Below are 18,311 nucleotides of genomic sequence, written 5' to 3'. Positions count from 1 at the left end.
TCAATTTCAGCGATGATCGGTACTAACGCTGTTAACTTTTTATTAATCCTGAGCCGAGTAAAGTTAGCTCCATACCGAGTTACCACTACATTGAATCGATCTGGAGCAACTACCATGAAAACTAATAAACTGATCTTCGGCCTCGCTTTCTCTCTTCTGGCTTCAAGCGCTTTTGCACTTCCAACTGTGGATGCACACCAACAAGTGAACGCACCTGTTGTCGCTGAAAACGGTTCTTCTCACACTAACATCGGCCGCGTTGCCTCCGACGGTGCTGACCGTGTAGGTGCCAACCGCGTTGCCTCCGACGGTGCTGACCGTGTAGGTGCCAACCGCGTTGCGACCGATGGCGCGGACCATGTTGGTGCCAACCGCGTTGCTGCTGACGGCGCTGACCATGTTGGTGCAAATCGTCTGGCCGCTGATGGCGCTGATCACGTAGGTGCAAATCGCCTGAGCTGATCAAAAGGCAGTTCCCTACCAGCCCGGCTCTCGCCGGGCTTGATTTTTTCAGCTCGCTCAATTTCCCTCAAACCCGCGTAGTCAGGGCCTTCTTCTTTGGCTTAGGTCATTTCTTGTTGCGGCCCGCGTGCTGCCGACATAAACCTCGTGAATGTCGACGAATAACGCGAGCCCACCCACGAAAAAGAACGACCCACAAAAACCAAAATCAGTCAAGAGTCAAATCTGTCTGTTTCGACAGAAATTGCCCCATCACGGATCAGAAACCGCTGGAGCGCTTTAAAACCGGGCGCTGCGCCCTACTATCATTTTCGGCGATGGTCGTTAGCAAGCTTGTTAACTTCTACTTAATGCAGGCGCGCGTAGAATTGACTCCATACCCAAGTTAAAGAAAATTTGAACTTACACCTGGAGTCAACATCATGAAAACTTCGAACCTTATTTTTGGCCTTAGTCTTTCCATTCTGGCATCGAGCGCATTTGCTCTGCCTGTTTCTTCTGATCAACACGCAGTTGTCAGCGGTACTGTTGTGGCTGAAGGCGGCTCTTCTCACACTAATGCGTCGCACACCGGTACTTATCGCCAAGCGTCCGATGGTGCTGATCATATCGGCGCAAATCGTCTGGCCTCCGACGGTGCTGACCGCGTAGGCAACAATCGCCAGGCTGCCGACGGTTCCGACCACGTGGGTGCCAACCGCCTCGCTTCTGACGGTGCAGATCGCGTCGGCAATAACCGCCAGGCTGCCGACGGTTCCGACCACGTAGGTGCCAACCGCCTCGCCTCTGACGGCGCTGATCGCGTCGGCAATAACCGTCAGGCTGCCGATGGTTCGGACCACGTGGGTGCCAACCGCCTGGCCTCTGATGGTGCCGACCGCGTAGGCGCCAACCGCGTCAGCTGATACCGGATTCACGTTTACGTTCCACCTCCCGAACTCCCTTTGTAGCCCGACTGATGTCGGGCTTTTTTTTGCCTGCGACCCGCCCGGGGATGGCGTCCCGATTCAATGCCTTGCACTATGACGCCTCGACTCAAAGGGCTGGCTGCCACCCTGTCCCGGCCTCATTACTCCTCAGGACTTCGCCATGTCAGACGAGATTCACTTCTACGAACCCGCGAACGGCCACGGCCTGCGCCACGACCCGTTCAATGCCATTGTCGGTCCGCGCCCTATCGGCTGGATCTCGTCGCAAGACGCAGCAGGCAAACTCAACCTCGCCCCCTACAGTTTTTTCAACGCGTTCAATTACGTGCCGCCGATCGTTGGTTTCTGCAGCATCGGTCGCAAGGACAGCCTGAACAACATCGAACAGACCGGCGAATTCGTCTGGAACCTGGCGACTCGCCCGCTCGCCGAGCAGATGAACCAGAGCTGCGCGCCGGTGGCGTCAGACGTCAACGAATTCGAATTGGCAAACCTGACCGCCGAGCCTTCGCGCATTGTTTCGGTGCCTCGCGTGAAAGAGACGCCGGTGGCGTTCGAATGCAAAGTGACGCAGATCATCCAGCTGCAGCGGGCCGACAAGGAAGTGGTGCCGAGCTGGTTGATTCTGGGAGAGGTGGTGGCGATTCACATCGCCAAGCGACTGCTGAAAGACGGTGTGTACGACACGCTGGCCGGGGAGCCGATCTTGCGTGGGGGTGGCCCTGCGGATTATTTCCAGCTGGGCCCGGAGTCGCTGTTCAAGATGTACCGGCCAAAAGCCTGATCAATCCTGCGCGAACATCAGTTCGCCTTCGGACGTCACGTCGATCAGCCGCTCCAGTTCTTCGACAGCGGCTTGATCGGCAGCCAGTGCGGTCTTGAATTTCTGCTCGTCCAACACGCGATGAAACGTCGGTGCACCGCCCGCGCCCAATCCCTTCACCGCAATCGCGGCGCTATAGCCACCCTCGCCCGGAACGGCGGCTGAAACGGCTTCGTGATGCTGAAATTCTTTGCGTGCCATGGGAGGAAAGTCCTGCCTTGAAAAGGGAAAGGCGAGGATTTTAAACGTTTGGATTGGAATCTGCGCAGGGCAAATGGGGAGCGGTGATCACCCCGCCATCCTCACGCTCGGCGACACATAGGCCGCCTGGGCCTGGGCCGCAGTCACGCTGGCGAAGGTCTGAAAATCCAGACTACGGACCAACCGTTCAACCATGAGATCAGAGAAGATTTTCAGCTCCGGCGCCGAAAACCAGTCATTCATCGCCGACCTGTCCGCCCAAGTGCCGCTGAGCACCCAGATGTCAGGTTCGGTCATGGAATGTTGCAAGGTGAAACTCAGGCAGCCTGCGGTGCGGGAGGTGGGGCCAATCAATGCGCTCAGACGTGCGCCCAGTTGCGCACTGTTTCCGGCACTGGCGCGCAGGGATACAAGATGGCTCACGACGGAAGTGCTGTGCATGGTCTGTGCTCCTTTGGAACAGCCGCGATCGGAATAGACGTAGCGGCTGGAAGTGAAGATTAGTGGGCACAGCGCAGTAGCCGTTAGCCAATTACTGCCCGGTTATTGCCTGATTCTGCGCGGATGTACGTATAAGGAGGCGCCGGGAGGCGACAATCACACGGGCCTACGAACGGACTTTCAAGCAATTCGCCCCGATGAACAGGGCCCTTCGTCGCACAACGGATGAAGCCACGGCAGAATCAGGCAATCATCCGACAGAATCCGCCTAACGCTCGCGCTTGCACAAAAATAAGCTGTGCTGCATCGACGCTTCGCCAGAGGACTTTCCCATGCTGCCCACTGCCGCCATTCCTGGATTGCCGGACCGCCTGCCTGAAGCCCGACCTGCGCCTGAATTGAGCACGCAGATGGAGCAACAGCGTGCCGAGTTGGCGGAACTGATCCGTCGTCACGCGCCCCGTGATGGCAGCTTTCAGACGGTGATCAAATCGCTGTTCATGGTGCGTCACGACCAGCCCACGCAGTCGGTACCGGGGCTGGTGCAGCCCGCGTTGTGCATCATGGCTCAAGGCCGGAAAGACGTGACCCTCGGCGGCGAACTGTTCACGTACGACCCCCTGAACTATCTGGTGTTGTCGGTCGCGCTGCCGATCAGTGGCAAGGTCATTTATGCCACGCCAGAAGAGCCGCACCTGGCGATGCGTCTGGACATCGACCCGGCTGACATCAACGCCTTGATCGCCGAGGCAGGCCCTATGAGCGTGCCGACGCGCCCCAGCGGTCGTGGGATGTACGTGGAGCGCATCGATTCATCGTTGCTGGACGCCGTGATTCGCCTGATTCGCCTGCTTGACACCCCAAAGGACATCCCGATGCTGGCGCCGCTGATCACGCGGGAGATTCTTTACCGCTTGCTGCGTGGGAGCGAAGGCTATCGGCTGTACGAAATCGCGATTTCCAACTGTCAGACCCATCGCGTCTCTCAGGCCATCACCTGGTTGAACGCTCATTTTCATCAGCCGTTGCGCATTGAAGAACTGGCGCGAGAGGTCAACCTCAGCGTTTCAACCTTGCACCACCGTTTCAAGGCCGTGACCGCCATGAGCCCGTTGCAGTATCAAAAGCAATTGAGGTTGCAGGAAGCCCGCCGCCTGATGCTGGCGGACGGGCTGGAAGCGTCGGCGGCGGGTTATCGGGTGGGCTATGAAAGCCCGTCCCAATTCAGCCGCGAGTACAGCCGTCTGTTTGGCGCGCCCCCGTTGCGGGATTTGGCGCGCCTGCGCAAAACGGTGTGATCAAACCGCCCGGACGACGTGCTTGATTTCCTGAAACGCCTGCATGCCCCACGGCCCCAATTCGCGCCCCAGACTGCTCTGCTTGTAGCCGCCCCACGACGTCTGCGGGAAGATCACCTGTGGCGCGTTGATCCAGACCATACCGGCGTGCAGCGCGTTGGCCACGCGGTCGGCGGTTTCGCTGTTGCCACTGACCACGCTGGCCACCAGCCCGAATTGACTGTCGTTGGCCAGCGCGATCGCCTCGGCTTCTGAACTGAACCCGCGCACGCACAGGACGGGACCGAAAATCTCCTCCCGCCACAGCGTGCTGTCCAGCGGCACGTCCGTGAACACCGCAGGCTCCAGGAAATAACCGCGCGTCAGATCGGCGGGACGCTGGCCGCCACACAGCAGACGAGCCCCTGACACTTTGCCCGCCTCGATGTGATTGAGCACCCGCCGGTATTGCGCCTGATTCACCAGTGGCCCCATCTCCGTGCCGTCGTCCTGCGGACCGCCGACTTTGATCGACCGGGCCTTGGCGACGATGCGTTCCAGAAACGGCGTCAGCAGTTCTTGCGCCACCAACACCCGACTGGTGGCCGAACACATCTGACCGGCATTGAAATAACCGCCGCCGCTGGCCAGTTCGACCGCCAGGTCCAGATCCGCGTCCGCCATGACCAGCAACGAAGATTTGCCGCCCAACTCCAGGCTGACACCCTTGATGGTCTCCGCCGCCCGCTGCATCACCTGAACGCCCACTGCATTGCTGCCCGTGAACGAGACTTTGGCGATGCCGGGATGCGCGGACATCGGCGCGCCGACGGACAGCCCGGTGCCGCAGACCACGTTGAACACGCCCGTTGGCAGGCCGCTGTCAGCAATGATCTGCGCCAACTCAAGTTCGGCCAGCGGGGTCACTTCCGAGGGTTTAAGCACGACGCAACAGCCAGCGGCGAGCGCCGGGGCGAGTTTCCACGCGGTGGTGACCATCGGGAAATTCCACGGCACGATCAAGCCCACCACGCCGCACGGCTCACGGCGCAAACGTGCTGTGAAATCGTCGGTGGGCAGCTCGACCGAACGGTTTTGCTGACCGTCAGAGGCCTCTGCCAGATCGGCGTAATAGCTGAAGGTGGCGATCACGTCGTCCACATCAATGGCGGCCTCGAAGCCCGGTTTGCCGTTGTTGCTCGATTGCAATTCCATCAAGCGTTCGCGGCGGGCCGTGACCCCGTTGGCGATCTTGCGCAGAATCATCGCCCGCGCCGCGCCGGTGGTTTTCGACCAGGCTCCGAACGCTGCCTGAGCGGCCTGCACCGCTTGGTTCACGGCATCGGCGTCGCCGCCCGTGACGATGGCCAGCCGCTCTTCATTCGACGGATTGATCACCGTCAGTTGTTCGCCACCCGAACGCCATGTGCCATCGATGTACAGACCTGCCAAAACCGGATTCAACACAGTCGCCTCACTCATGATGCTTTCAACCCATTCATCCAGCCGCGCTGGTCGATTTCGAGGACGGTCGGCCCCTGACGGTCGTTCGCCGCGAGCAAGGCCGCCTTCAAGGATTCCACGTCGTTCACCGCTTCGGCCGCGCAGCCCAAGGCCTTGGCGACCCCAATGAAATCGGGGGTGTAGATGTCCACGCCGACCGGCTCGATGGCCCGGTTGACCATGTATTTCTTGATCTCTTCGTAGCCCTGGTTATTCCACAGCAGGACGATGATCGGCGTGCGCGCTTCGACCGCACTGGCCAGTTCCGACAGGGTGAACTGCAAACCGCCGTCGCCAATCAGACAGGCCACCGGGTTGCGCTCGCCAGCGTCCTGACTCCCCAGCCAGGCACCCACCGCTGCGGGCAGGGCGTAGCCGAGGGTGCCGTAGCCCGTGGACGAGTTGAACCAGCGGCGCGGTTTGTCCAGGTCCAGGGTCAGGTTGCCGGTGTAGACCGGTTGAGTGGAGTCGCCGACGATGACGACCTCAGGCAGCACCTCAAGCACCGTATTCAGGAACAGCGTCTGCCCCCGAGTCGGTTCGTCCCACGACGCATCGAGCGTGGCCTTCAAGGCTGCGGCGCGTTTATGGCCCCAATCGCTGGCGCGTTCGGGCAACGACTCCTGGGCGAGCGCGGCCACCAAGGCCTCAGCAGCCGTCTGCGCGTCAGACACGAGCGCGACCTTCGGCGGAAAATTGCGCACGGTCTGGTCAGGGTCGATGTCGATGCGCAGCAATGTGCCAGGGATCTTGAAGTGCCCTTGAAAGGTGATGTCGTAGTCGGTTTCAGCCAGCTCAGTGCCGATGGCCAGCACGACGTCGGCGCCTTCGATGATTTCGCGGGTCGGGTCGAGGGATTGCGTGGAGCCGATCAGCAGCGGGTGGTTCGACGGCAGCATGCCTTTGGCGTTGATGGTCAAGGCCACCGGCGCGTCGAGGGTTTCCGCCAGTTGAGTCAGCGCAGCGGCTGCGTCGATGGCACCGCCACCGGCCAGAATCAATGGGCGCCTGGCATTGGCCAGCAGAGTCGCCATCTGCTTGATCGCAGCAGGCGCCGGACCCGCGCGGGTGATCGACACTGGCTGGCTGTCGAGGAGGTGATCGGCGTTCTCCACCAGCACGTCCAGTGGGATTTCGATGTGCACCGGACGCGGTCGTCCCGCTTGAAACAGCGCAAAGGCGCGCGCCAGCACCGACGGCAGCTCGGACGCTGACATCAGGGTGTGCGAGAACGCGGCAACGCCTGCGACCAACGCGCCCTGGGCTGGCAGTTCATGCAGCTTGCCACGGCCGCCGCCCAACTGGCTGCGGGACTGAACGCTGGAAATGACCAGCATCGGGATCGAATCGGCGTAGGCCTGCCCCATCGCCGTGGTGATGTTGGTCATGCCGGGGCCCGTAATAATGAAGCACACGCCCGGTTTGCCGCTCGTGCGTGCATAACCGTCAGCCATGAACCCGGCGCCCTGCTCGTGGCGCGGCGTGACGTGGTTGATCGAAGAGCTGGCCAGACCGCGATACAACTCCACGGTGTGAACACCGGGAATGCCGAACACCTGCTCGACCCCGTAGCCCTCCAGTAACTTGACCAATACCTCGCCGCACGTCGCCATGTGTCAGGACCTTTTCTTCGTTGTTGAACATCGTCGTGAATGCAGCTCTCCAGGCTTGCGCCGGGAGCCACTCAGAGGCGTCATTGGACCGTGAGGCCATATCGGTGACAACGCAAAAAATGTCATGCTTAGCCATGTCCTCAGATCATGGCTGCACTGACTCATGAAACGTTTGCCGCCCCTGCCCGCGCTTCACACCTTTCTCATCACGGCGCGTTGCTGCAATTTCACGCGGGCGGCTGAGACGCTGCACATCACTCAAGGTGCCGTCAGTCGGCAGATTTCCGGGCTGGAGAGTCATTTGGGGCATCGTCTGTTTCATCGCGAGGCGCGAGGGTTGAGTCTGACGACGGAGGGCCGAGCTTTCTTGCCCCGTATCGAGCAGGTGTTCGGGTTGATCGAAACCGCAGTGGACGAACTCGGTACCGAACAACGCCCTCTGCAATTGAAAGCCCCGACCTGCATCACGCGCTGGCTACTGCCCCGACTCATGCAATGGCAAAAAGAACGGCCCGATGCCCCTGTCGAACTGACCACGACGATTGCCCATGGCGTGGATTTTCGCCGGGAACGCTTCGATGCGGCGGTCGTTTACGGTGGGCATCCCGACGATTCGATGCACATTCATCCGCTGTTCGACGAACAACTCACCCCGGTCTGCGCCCCGTCTCTTTTGAAAGGGTCCTATCCCTTGAAGCAGTTCAGCGATCTGGAACAACACATGCTGCTGCACCCAACGCTGAATGAGCAGGACTGGGGACAATGGCTCAAAGCGGCGGGCACGCGGCTGAGCAACGTCGGCAAGGGGCAGCATTTCGACACGATGGACCTGGCGATGACAGTCGCGTCTCAAGGCTCGGGCGTGGCGATGGGCGACTGGTCGCTCATCGGCGAGGACCTGAGTGCCGGGCGGCTCGTGACGCCGTTCGATCTGAAGGTTAAAACCGGCGCGTCGTACTTTTTCGTCTACCCGAAACGCACTGAGCCCACGCCGCCGATGCGCGAACTGCTGGATTGGCTTCAGGCCCAAGCCTTGGCGCGATAGATAGTTCCATAATCATATGGCCACTACGGGAGTGCGCCCGATAAAAACATACAATCCCCGATGAGTGCACTGCACGGCCCAGAGCGGCCTACACTCACCTTGTCCGACAAAAATAATTTTTATCCGGATCGAGGTACGCGTCATGAAAACCACGCTGAAAAGACAATGCGTTTATGTCGTCGCTGTCGCCACCGTCCTGAGCATTTATGCCGCAGGCGCGTACCGAATCGAACAACTGAGGCAATCGCCGCGCATGGCGGTGGTTTGCACCTTCGGTCATTGCGTACCGACGGATGCGAGCTTCAGCGCCCTTCGCTGAATTCCCAAATCTCAGGCTTGAGTGAATCGATTAAGCCAACTATCGATTAGCAAGCTAACGGATTAGACTGGACGCACTTTTCCCGCCGAGCCTTCGGCGGGTCAACCTGCCAGTTCGAGTCTCTTTCCGTGACCAGCCTCAATCAGACCCGCCCGGACATTCGCAGCATTCTCTTCGCGCTGATGATGGCTGTGTTTCTCAGCGCCCTCGACCAGACCATCGTGGCGGTCTCGATGCCCGCCATCTCTGCCCAATTCAAGGATTTTGACCTGCTCGCCTGGGTCATTTCGGCCTACATGGTCGCGTTGACCGTTGCGGTGCCCATCTACGGCAAGCTCGGTGACCTCTACGGCCGTCGTCGCCTGATGCTATTCGGGTTGGGGTTGTTCACGCTGGCCTCGCTGTTCTGCGCGATGGCGCAAAGCATGGAGCAACTGGTGTTGGCGCGGGTGCTTCAGGGTATTGGTGCGGGCGGGATGGTGTCGGTAAGTCAGGCGATCATCGGCGACATCGTGCCCCCACGCGAGCGGGGTCGCTATCAAGGTTACTTCAGCGGCATGTACGCCGCCGCCAGCGTCGCCGGTCCTGTGCTGGGCGGGTTCATGACCGAGTACCTGTCATGGCGCTGGGTGTTCATCATCAACCTGCCGCTGGGTTTTCTCGCCTGGTGGGTCGCCCGCCAGACACTGGTGGGGCTGCCGGTTCCGCAACGCAAACCTGTCATTGATTATCTGGGCACGATCCTGATGATCGTCGGCCTGACCGCGCTGTTGCTCGGCATCACGGAAATCGGCCAAGGTCACAGTTGGCGCGATCAGCATGTGCTGGCGCAATTGGGCGTGGCGTTGCTGGCGCTGGTGATTTTCGTGACGTATGAACGCCGCACCCGTGAGCCGCTGCTGCCGATGCACCTGTTCGCCAACCGCAGCGCGGTGCTCTGCTGGTGCACGATTTTCTTCACCAGCTTTCAGGCGATTTCGCTGATCGTGCTGCTGCCACTGCGCTTTCAGACCGTCACGGGAGGCGGTGCGGACAGCGCGGCCCTTCACCTGATGCCGCTGGCCATCGGCATGCCCATGGGCGCTTATTTCGGCGGGCGTCGCACCTCGCTGACCGGGCGCTACAAGCCAATGATTCTGGCGGGAGCCTTGCTGATGCCGCTGGCCATTCTCGGCATCGCGTTCACGCCACCGCAATCGGCGATACTGACCGGCCTGTTCATGGTGCTGACCGGGATCGCCAGCGGTCTGCAATTCCCGACGTCATTGGTCGGCACGCAGAACTCAGTGGAGATGAAAGACATGGGCGTCGCGACCAGCACCACAAACCTGTTCCGCTCTCTCGGCGGTGCCGTGGGCGTGGCCAGCATGTCGGCGCTGCTGCTGGCTATGTTGACGGGCTCGGGGCTGGGCGGGATCGACGGCGGTTCACTAACCTCAGAAGGTGGCTCGGGCAACCTGTTGATGGACAGCCTGCACGCGGTCAGCGGCCCGGCACTGGAGCTGTTGCGTGGGCAACTGTCGATGACCTTCCAGCACCTGTTGATGGCCAGCGCCGGGGTGTCGGTCCTGGGACTCGCTGCCGCACTGGCAATGCCGAACAACCTGTTGCGCGGGCGCGACGACAAGGATCGGTGAGGCGCGATCGCCAACACGCCACAAACCTGGTGGGTTTTCGACTCACTCAACCGCTGTAATACCCCACCGCCACCAGAAAATCTCCCACTTTGCGCATGTACGCGTGCTTGCGCTCGATCTTCCCGGTCACCGGGTTGCGCCAGCGGTATTCGTACTCGCCCTCGGGCTGCTTCTTGAGCATCTCCAGCATCGGCCGCCCGACGGGTTTACCTTCTGGATCTTTGATCTTGCTGAAATCGGTATTGACCAGCCGCAGGTTGGTGCCATGGGCGACGTAGCGCTTGGTGTCTACATTCACCACGAAGACGTAAAGATCATCCTGCAAGAACCCACCCTTGAGGCTGTTGATGGCCTGAACAGTCCCGTCCTGATCCTGCTCCAACGCTTTGGAGGCCTTGTCCAGTAACGCTCTGGCCTGTTCTGGCGCGGCGCGTGGCAGGTAATAACCCACCGCCAGAATGCGATTGCCGACCCGCTGGAAGTACACGCGCTTGCGCTCGACCTTGCCGTCGCGCCAGTTCTGCCAGCGGTATTCGGCTTGCTGGATGCCCGCGCTCTCGGGCGTCTGCAGCACCTCCTTGAAGCCTTTTTGCAGGTCGGGGTCCAGCACTGAAGAAATGTCACGACCGATCAACACCACGGAAGGACCGCCGCTGGCGAGCATCACCCCGTTGGTGTCCGTCACGAAGACGTACCGCTCACCGTCGACGAATTCGCCCTGTCGGCTGAATTCGGCCAAGGCCTTGTCGCCGACTTGCCGATAGTGCGTCACAGCCTTCTCCAGCAAAGCTTTGGCAGACGCCGCTTCCTGCGCATCGTCAGCCGCCATGACCTGGCTCATCCCGATGCAGGCAAACGCCGCGAAAAGGAGTGTTTTCCACGTTCTACGTTTAGAAACGACTGGCATCGTGCGCATCCCGTTCTTGTTGGTTTGCGAGCAAGCTTAGTCGGGAGATGGCAATAGGAAAGCATTCGTCCGCTGGATCGGATCAGGCTGTCGTTAAGCTGAATGCGCACAGGGATTTACGTAAAGGCTGGGTAAACCACCTGTTCAACCTTCATGAAGAAATGTATAGATGCAGGCTAAGCGCCACACGGTTATAGTCACTGGCCGGAGCCCACGGCCAGCGTGCCCTGCACGAATTCCGGCGTTTGCGTCTTTCAGTCCTGCCCTGAGGCCAGCGCGGGAACGGCGTCCCGCAAGGCAGGGCTGTAGCGGAGCATGTCCAGAACGGTATCGACCAGACGCTCGGCGTCCTGAAACAGCGGAAAGCTGTCCGGCACCAGCAACCACTGGCCCAGAATGCCGTGGATATAAGCATGCAGACAGATGGCCCCTCGGCGGGGGTTGAGATCGGCGGGCAATTGCCCCTTGCGGGAGGCGTTGCTCAGCGCGAGCGCGATACGTTCGTTGGCATCGAGCCAGACGAATTGGCGCTGACGCCGCATGTCACACATTTCATCGGTGAATTCGAATTTATGAAACAGAATTTCATTGATGCGGCGGGTTTTCGGGTCTTTGGCAACTTGCTGAAACAAATGAACCAGAAGCTTTCGCGTCCAACCCAAAGGGTCCATTTCGTCCGCGCTTTCGCTGGCACGGGCCATTTCCTCCAGCGGTTCATGCAGGCTGTCGAGCATCGCCTGCACCAGATCCGCCTTGTTGCTGAAATGCCAGTAAATCGCCCCGCGCGTCACGCCAGCCAGTGCTGCAATGTCCGCCAGGGTCGTGCGCGCAACGCCTCGCTCGAAAAACGCCTGCTCGGCCGCTTCCAGAATCTGCCTGCGCGTTTCCTGAGCTTCTTCTTTCGTGCGACGAACCATGGCAGTAAAACCTCAATGAAAATGCTTCAGCCTCTTCGGTGGAGCGCCTTGACCAGCACGCCGAGCGGCCTTTGTATTGTTTTTCAATCCGGCAACAAAGCGACCGATTCGCAAGAAACCGGCAATCTTCGGGCAAAAAAGCCTTGGCAGCATCGCCAGCACTTCCGGTCGTCCCGGACCTACAATCGATCCCCTTGGTGCGTTTATCAGTCGCAGCCACGGGTGTTTACAAACAACCGTGAACGTAAGTATATTCATTAGCTTGCTACTTATCCAGCCGGAAACTTTCTATACGCCCTTTCCACTTCTCATGAGCCCAGGCTCCTGACCCGAGGATCTTCATGCAATTCAAGCCAGCTGTTACCGTACTGGTCACTGCCGCCGCCCTGGCATCGCTGCTCAGCGGATGTAGTAAAAAGGAAGAAGCGGCTGCGGCTGCACCACCGCCTCCTCAGGTCGGCGTAGTGACCATTCAAGCCCAGCCTTACACGCTGGTTTCCGACTTGCCCGGACGCACCACCGCCTATCGCGTGGCTGAAGTCCGTCCTCAGGTCAACGGCATCATTCTCAAGCGGCAGTTCACTGAAGGCACAGACGTCAAAGCCGGTCAGCAGCTGTATCAAATCGACCCTGCGGTGTACGAAGCCAACCTGAACAGCGCCAAGGCGACCTACGACGCCACCAGTTCCCTGGCAGGCCGCTATAAGCAGCTGATCAACGAGCAAGCCGTCAGCCGTCAGGAATACGACACTGCCGTGGGCAATGCGCGCGAAGCGCAAGCCGCTGTGCAGACCGCCGAAATCAACCTGCGCTACACGAAAGTGTACGCGCCGATTTCTGGCCGTATCGGCCGTTCGCTGGTGACGGAAGGCGCATTGGTCAGCAATGGCCAGGCCGACGCGATGGCGACCATTCAACAGCTCGATCCGATCTACGTGGACGTCATTCAGTCTTCGTCCGAGATGCTGCGCCTGCGTCGCGAACTGGAAAGCGGCAAGCTGCAGAAAGCCGGTGACAACGCCGCCAAGGTCAAGCTGACCCTGGAAGACAACAGCCAGTACCCGGCTGACGGCAAGCTGGAATTCTCCGAAGTGTCGGTCGACCAGACCACGGGTTCCGTGACCCTGCGCGCTGTGTTCCCGAACCCGAACCACACCCTGCTGCCCGGTATGTTCGTGCATGCACGTCTGCAATCCGGTGTGAATGAACAGGCGATTCTGGTGCCGCAACAAGGCATCACCCGCGACCTGAAAGGCACGCCGACTGCGCTGGTCGTGAATCAGGACAACAAGGTCGAACTGCGCACCCTTGTGGCCAGCCGCACCAGCGGCGCCGACTGGGTCGTGGACAAGGGCCTGAGCCCTGGCGATCGCGTCATCACCGAAGGCCTGCAGTACGTCAAGCCGGGCGCCCAAGTTACCGTAGCGGACGCGACCAACGTCAAGCCAGCTGCCGCCCCGGCTCCCGCTCAAGGGAGTAAATGATTCATGTCGAAGTTTTTCATCGACCGACCGATTTTCGCGTGGGTAATTGCCCTCGTGATCATGCTGGTCGGGGCTTTATCGATCCTCAACTTGCCGATCAACCAGTACCCGGCCATTGCGCCACCGGCCATCGCGATTCAGGTGACCTACCCAGGCGCGTCCGCACAAACCGTGCAGGACACCGTGGTTCAGGTTATCGAACAGCAGATGAACGGCATCGACAACCTGCGCTATATCTCGTCGGAAAGTAACTCAGATGGCAGCATGACCATCACGGTGACCTTCAACCAGGGCACCAACCCCGACATCGCGCAGGTTCAGGTTCAGAACAAGCTCAACCTCGCCACTCCGCTGTTGCCCCAAGAAGTGCAACAACAGGGTCTGCGCGTGACCAAGGCTGTGAAGAACTTCCTGTTGGTGATCGGTCTGGTGTCGGAAGACGGCAGCATGGGCAAGGAAGACTTGTCCAACTACATCGTTTCCAACATCCAGGACCAGATCGCCCGTACACCGGGCGTGGGTGACTTCCAGGTCTTCGGTGCCCAGTACGCGATGCGCATCTGGCTCGACCCGGACAAGCTGAACAATTACCAGCTGACCCCGGTTGACGTGAAAACCGCCATCACGGCGCAAAACGTTCAGGTGTCTTCCGGTCAGATCGGTGGTTTGCCAGCCGTCAAAGGCCAACAACTCAACGCCACCATCATCGGCAAAACGCGCCTGCAGACCGCTGAGCAATTCGGCAACATTTTGCTCAAGGTCAATCAGGACGGTTCGCAAGTTCGCCTGAAAGACGTCGCCAGCATCGGTCTGGGCGGCGAGAACTACAGCGTCGACGCACAGTTCAACGGTAAACCTGCATCGGGTCTGGCGATCAAGCTCGCCACCGGCGCCAACGCGCTGGACACGTCCAAGGCGATCCGCGACACCATCGGCCGTCTGGAGCCGTTCTTCCCGCCTGGCATGAAAGCGGTTTACCCGTACGACACGACGCCAGTGGTCAAGGAATCCATTACCGGTGTGGTCCACACGCTGGGTGAAGCGATCATCCTTGTGTTCCTGGTGATGTACCTGTTCCTGCAAAACTTCCGCGCCACCATTATCACCACGTTGACGGTGCCGGTCGTATTGCTCGGGACCTTCGGCATTCTTGCGGCGGCCGGTTTCACCATCAACACCCTGACCATGTTCGGCATGGTGTTGGCCATCGGCTTGCTCGTGGACGACGCCATCGTTGTGGTGGAGAACGTCGAGCGGGTGATGGCCGAGGAGCACTTATCGCCTCGGGACGCCACGCGCAAATCGATGGAGCAGATCCAGGGCGCCCTGGTCGGTATCGCCATGGTGCTGTCGGCGGTTCTGCTGCCAATGGCCTTTTTTGGCGGTTCCACAGGTGTGATCTATCGGCAGTTCTCGATTACCGTCGTGTCTGCGATGGCGCTCTCGGTACTGGTCGCGCTGGTCTTCACCCCTGCCCTCTGCGCCACCCTGCTCAAGCCGATCGACGCCGACAAACACGGTCAGCCGCGCAAAGGTTTCTTCGGCTGGTTCAACCGTACGTTCGACCGTGGCGTTCTCAGCTACGAGCGCGGTGTCGGTAACATCATTCGCCACAAATTCCCGGCGTTCCTGGTCTACCTGGCAATCTTCGCGGGCATGATCTGGATGTTCACCCGCATCCCGACCGCGTTCCTGCCGGAAGAAGACCAGGGTGTGATCTTCGCTCAGGTGCAGACGCCTCCGGGCTCGACCGCCGAGCGGACACAGAACACGCTGGACAAGATGCGCGAATTCCTGCTGACCGACCCGGGCGTGAAGTCCGTGTTCTCCGTCAACGGCTTCAACTTCGCGGGCCGTGGTCAGAGTTCGGGTCTGGCGTTCGTGTTGCTCAAGCCGTGGGAAGAGCGTGACTCATCCAACAGCGTGTTCGAGGTGGCCAAGCGCGCTCAAGGGCACTTCTTCGGCTTCCGCGATGCAATGTCCTTTGCCGTCGTTCCACCCGCGGTACTGGAGTTGGGTAACGCCACCGGTTTCGACCTCTATTTGCAGGATCAGGCAGGTTTGGGCCATGACAAGCTCATGCAGGCACGTAACCAGCTGCTGGGTCTGGCTTCGCAAAGCAAGATTCTCGCAGGCGTACGCCCCAACGGCCTGACTGACGAACCGCAGTACCAACTGGTCATCGATGACGAGAAAGCTCGCGCCCTGGGCGTGACGCAAACCGACATCAACACCACCCTGTCGGTGGCGATGGGCGGCAACTACGTCAACGACTTCATCGACCGTGGTCGGGTGAAAAAGGTGTACATCATGGGTAATCCGAAATCCCGGATGAGCCCTGAAGACTTGAAGAAGTGGTACGTGCGTAACGCCAGCGGCACCATGGTTCCGTTCGACGCCTTTGCCGGTGGCGAGTGGGTCTTCGGTTCGCCAAAACTGTCGCGTTACAACGGTGTTCCCGCCGAAGAGATTCTGGGGACACCGGCGCCCGGCTACAGTACCGGTCAGGCGATGGCGGAAATCGAGAAACTCGCGCAGCAACTGCCACAAGGCATCGGGTATTCCTGGACCGGTCTGTCGTTCGAAGAACGGCTCTCCGGCTCGCAGGCCCCGGCGCTGTATGCGATCTCGGTCCTCGTGGTCTTCCTGTGTCTGGCAGCGCTGTACGAGAGCTGGTCGATTCCGATCGCCGTTCTGCTCGTCGTTCCGCTGGGTGTCATCGGTGCGCTGATGGCCACCAGCCTGCGCGGCCTGTCGAACGACGTGTTCTTCCAGGTCGGTCTCTTGGTCACGGTGGGTCTGGCGGCGAAGAACGCGATCCTCATCGTGGAATTCGCCAAAGAACTGCATGAGCAAGGCAAATCCCTTGCGGATGCAGCGATTGAAGCCTGCCGGATGCGTCTGCGTCCGATCGTGATGACGTCCATGGCGTTCATCCTCGGCGTCGTGCCGCTGACGATCTCTACCGGCGCGGGCTCGGGCAGCCAGCACTCGATCGGTACAGGCGTGATTGGCGGTATGATTACCGCCACCATTCTGGCGATCTTCTGGGTACCGCTGTTCTTCGTATCGGTATCCGGTTTGTTCAAGAGCAAACAGAAACACATCCCACACGATGAGGCTGGCCAATGAGCAAGTCCCTGATCTCTCTGGCAGTCACCGCGTTCGTGCTGAGCGGCTGCTCGTTGATCCCCGATTACAAGCAGCCTGCGGCACCGGTGGCCGCCCAGTATCCGCAAGGCCCGGCGTATTCGCCGGCCGACGCGGCCAACCAGGCGGCCGCCGAACAGGGCTGGCGCCAGTTCTTCCACGATCCGGCGCTGCAACAGCTGATCCAGACGTCGCTGAGCAACAACCGCGACCTGCGTGTCGCGGCGTTGAACATCGACGCCTACCGGGCGCAGTACCGCATCCAGCGTGCGGATCTGTTCCCGGCCGTCGCCGCCGATGCCTCTGGTACACGTCAGCGCGTGCCCGGCGACCTGTCCCAGACCGGCCAGGCAGGGATCACCAGCCAGTATTCTGTGGGCTTGGGCGTCAGTGCCTATGAACTCGACCTGTTCGGCCGTGTTCGCAGCCTGAGCGAGCAAGCGCTGGAAACCTACTTCGCCAGCGAAGAGGCCCGTCGCAGCACACAGATCAGTCTGGTGGCCAACGTCGCCAACGCGTATCTGACCTGGCAGGCCGACAAGGAGCTGCTGAAGCTGACCCAGGACACCCTCGGTGCCTTCGAAGAAAGCTTCCGCCTGACCTCGCGCAGCAACGAAGTCGGTGTGGCATCGGCGCTGGACCTGGCGCAGTCGCGGACCTCGGTAGAAAGCGCTCGCGTGAAATTGGCGCAGTATCAGCGTCTGGTCGCGCAGGACGAGAACAACCTCGTTCTGCTGCTGGGCACCGGTCTGCCAGCCAACCTGCCTGCATCGCAACCGTTGAGCGCCGACATGCTCAACGAGATGCCAGCCGGTCTGCCTTCTGAGCTGCTCCAACGCCGCCCGGACATTCTCCAGGCAGAACACCAACTGAAAGCGGCCAACGCCAACATCGGTGCCGCACGCGCGGCGTTCTTCCCGAGCATCAGCCTGACGGCCAGTGCCGGGACTGCGAGCGGCGATCTGAGCGGTCTGTTCAAGGGCGGCTCAGGCACTTGGCTGTTCCAGCCGCAGATCAACCTGCCGATCTTCAACGCCGGCAGCCTGCGGGCAAGCCTGGACTACTCGAAGATTCAGAAGGACATCGGCGTCGCCAACTACGAGAAGGCGATTCAGACAGGCTTCCAGGAAGTCTCCGATGGTTTGGCGGCACGCAAGACCTTCACCGATCAGCTCAAGGCGCAGAACGATTTCGTCAACGCCAACCAGGACTACTACCGTCTGGCAGAGCGTCGTTATCGCATCGGGATCGACAGCAACCTGACCTTCCTCGACGCCCAGCGTCAGTTGTTCAGCGCGCAGCAATCGTTGATCACCGATCGTCTGTCGCAACTGAGCAGCGAGGTCAACCTGTACCGCGCGCTGGGTGGCGGCTGGTACGAACAGACCCCGACCGGTCAGAAACAGCCGACCTCGGGCGACGTGCCGGAAATGCGGATGTTCTGATTCAACGCCCAATAAAAAACCCACCGTACGGTCATCGTCCGGTGGGTTTTTTTATGCCTGTCGGCGGGTCTGGGAGCATCGGATCCCTGGTGGTTGAACGCCGAGACCATTGTAGGAGCCGGTTTGCTGGCGAAGAGGGCGTGTCAGGCAACGCGGCT

General features: G+C 60.3%; 16 protein-coding genes. 10 read left to right on the top strand and 6 right to left on the bottom strand.

The genetic code is table 11. The features are described from left to right. The first annotated feature begins 114 nt into the window (after positions 1-114). From AAEO81_RS06760 to AAEO81_RS06750, 3 genes are all read left to right on the top strand, one after another. Positions 115-462, top strand: a complete 348-nt coding sequence (locus tag AAEO81_RS06760; protein WP_341962423.1) for a hypothetical protein — start codon at positions 115-117, stop codon at positions 460-462. A 422-nt stretch (positions 463-884) separates the two neighbouring features. After that, positions 885-1,367 (top strand): hypothetical protein, encoded by a 483-nt coding sequence (locus tag AAEO81_RS06755; protein ID WP_341962422.1) that lies wholly within the window; start codon positions 885-887, stop codon positions 1,365-1,367. 184 nt (positions 1,368-1,551) lie between these two features. Further along, positions 1,552-2,175: a flavin reductase family protein gene (locus AAEO81_RS06750; RefSeq protein ID WP_341962421.1), complete on the top strand. Its 624-nt coding sequence runs from the start codon at positions 1,552-1,554 to the stop codon at positions 2,173-2,175. Here the strand turns inward: AAEO81_RS06750 and AAEO81_RS06745 are convergent, their stop codons facing one another. Next, positions 2,176-2,415, bottom strand: a complete 240-nt coding sequence (locus AAEO81_RS06745; protein ID WP_166596572.1) for a hypothetical protein — start codon at positions 2,413-2,415, stop codon at positions 2,176-2,178. It abuts the gene before it with no gap. A gap of 87 nt (positions 2,416-2,502) precedes the next feature. After that, complete coding sequence (locus tag AAEO81_RS06740; RefSeq protein WP_341962419.1) at positions 2,503-2,856, bottom strand: antibiotic biosynthesis monooxygenase family protein; 354 nt, start codon at positions 2,854-2,856, stop codon at positions 2,503-2,505. 410 nt (positions 2,857-3,266) lie between these two features. Between AAEO81_RS06740 and AAEO81_RS06735 the strand changes: the two genes are divergently transcribed. Continuing rightward, positions 3,267-4,154, top strand: a complete 888-nt coding sequence (locus AAEO81_RS06735; protein ID WP_341964480.1) for an AraC family transcriptional regulator — start codon at positions 3,267-3,269, stop codon at positions 4,152-4,154. Here the strand turns inward: AAEO81_RS06735 and AAEO81_RS06730 are convergent, their stop codons facing one another. Together AAEO81_RS06730 and AAEO81_RS06725 are read right to left on the bottom strand one after the other, a co-directional pair. After that, a complete protein-coding gene (locus AAEO81_RS06730) occupies positions 4,155-5,615 on the bottom strand; it encodes an aldehyde dehydrogenase family protein (RefSeq protein WP_341962416.1) in 1,461 nt (486 codons plus the stop codon). It abuts the gene before it with no gap. Next, positions 5,612-7,249 (bottom strand): 5-guanidino-2-oxopentanoate decarboxylase, encoded by a 1,638-nt coding sequence (locus tag AAEO81_RS06725; RefSeq protein WP_341962415.1) that lies wholly within the window; start codon positions 7,247-7,249, stop codon positions 5,612-5,614. Before AAEO81_RS06725 ends, AAEO81_RS06730 begins: the two co-directional genes overlap by 4 nt. Positions 7,250-7,412: 163 nt before the next feature. On the opposite strand from AAEO81_RS06725, the gene AAEO81_RS06720 reads away from it, so the two are divergent. From AAEO81_RS06720 to AAEO81_RS06710, 3 genes are all read left to right on the top strand, one after another. Next, positions 7,413-8,294 (top strand): LysR substrate-binding domain-containing protein, encoded by an 882-nt coding sequence (locus AAEO81_RS06720; protein WP_341962414.1) that lies wholly within the window; start codon positions 7,413-7,415, stop codon positions 8,292-8,294. 142 nt (positions 8,295-8,436) lie between these two features. Next, entirely contained in the window at positions 8,437-8,613 is a 177-nt protein-coding gene (locus AAEO81_RS06715) for a hypothetical protein (protein WP_166596567.1), read from the top strand. A 128-nt stretch (positions 8,614-8,741) separates the two neighbouring features. Next, positions 8,742-10,250, top strand: a complete 1,509-nt coding sequence (locus tag AAEO81_RS06710; RefSeq protein ID WP_341962412.1) for an MDR family MFS transporter — start codon at positions 8,742-8,744, stop codon at positions 10,248-10,250. A 46-nt stretch (positions 10,251-10,296) separates the two neighbouring features. Here the strand turns inward: AAEO81_RS06710 and AAEO81_RS06705 are convergent, their stop codons facing one another. Next, on the bottom strand, positions 10,297-11,079 hold the full coding sequence (locus AAEO81_RS06705; RefSeq protein ID WP_341962411.1) for a cache domain-containing protein: 783 nt from the start codon (positions 11,077-11,079) through the stop codon (positions 10,297-10,299). 332 nt (positions 11,080-11,411) lie between these two features. Further along, positions 11,412-12,074 carry a TetR family transcriptional regulator gene (locus AAEO81_RS06700; RefSeq protein ID WP_166596564.1) on the bottom strand — a complete coding sequence of 221 codons (663 nt, stop codon included), beginning with the start codon at positions 12,072-12,074 and terminating at the stop codon, positions 11,412-11,414. Between the two features lie 341 nt (positions 12,075-12,415). Between AAEO81_RS06700 and AAEO81_RS06695 the strand changes: the two genes are divergently transcribed. The 3 genes from AAEO81_RS06695 to AAEO81_RS06685 are packed head-to-tail and all read left to right on the top strand — an operon-like array spanning position 12,416 to position 18,153. Next, a complete protein-coding gene (locus tag AAEO81_RS06695; RefSeq protein ID WP_341962409.1) occupies positions 12,416-13,558 on the top strand; it encodes an efflux RND transporter periplasmic adaptor subunit in 1,143 nt (380 codons plus the stop codon). A 3-nt stretch (positions 13,559-13,561) separates the two neighbouring features. Further along, a complete protein-coding gene (locus tag AAEO81_RS06690) occupies positions 13,562-16,690 on the top strand; it encodes an efflux RND transporter permease subunit (RefSeq protein WP_341962407.1) in 3,129 nt (1,042 codons plus the stop codon). Beyond that, positions 16,687-18,153, top strand: coding sequence for an AdeC/AdeK/OprM family multidrug efflux complex outer membrane factor (locus tag AAEO81_RS06685; RefSeq protein WP_341962406.1), 1,467 nt, complete (start codon positions 16,687-16,689; stop codon positions 18,151-18,153). The genes AAEO81_RS06690 and AAEO81_RS06685 overlap by 4 nt, the downstream gene beginning before the upstream one ends. Positions 18,154-18,311: the final 158 nt, after the last annotated feature.

This window comes from Pseudomonas sp. RC10 (assembly GCF_038397775.1).
In the GTDB taxonomy this organism is placed as follows: Bacteria; Pseudomonadota; Gammaproteobacteria; order Pseudomonadales; family Pseudomonadaceae; genus Aquipseudomonas; species Aquipseudomonas bambusae.
Note: the sequence above shows the minus strand (reverse complement) of the source record. Positions and strands in the feature narration are given on the sequence as shown.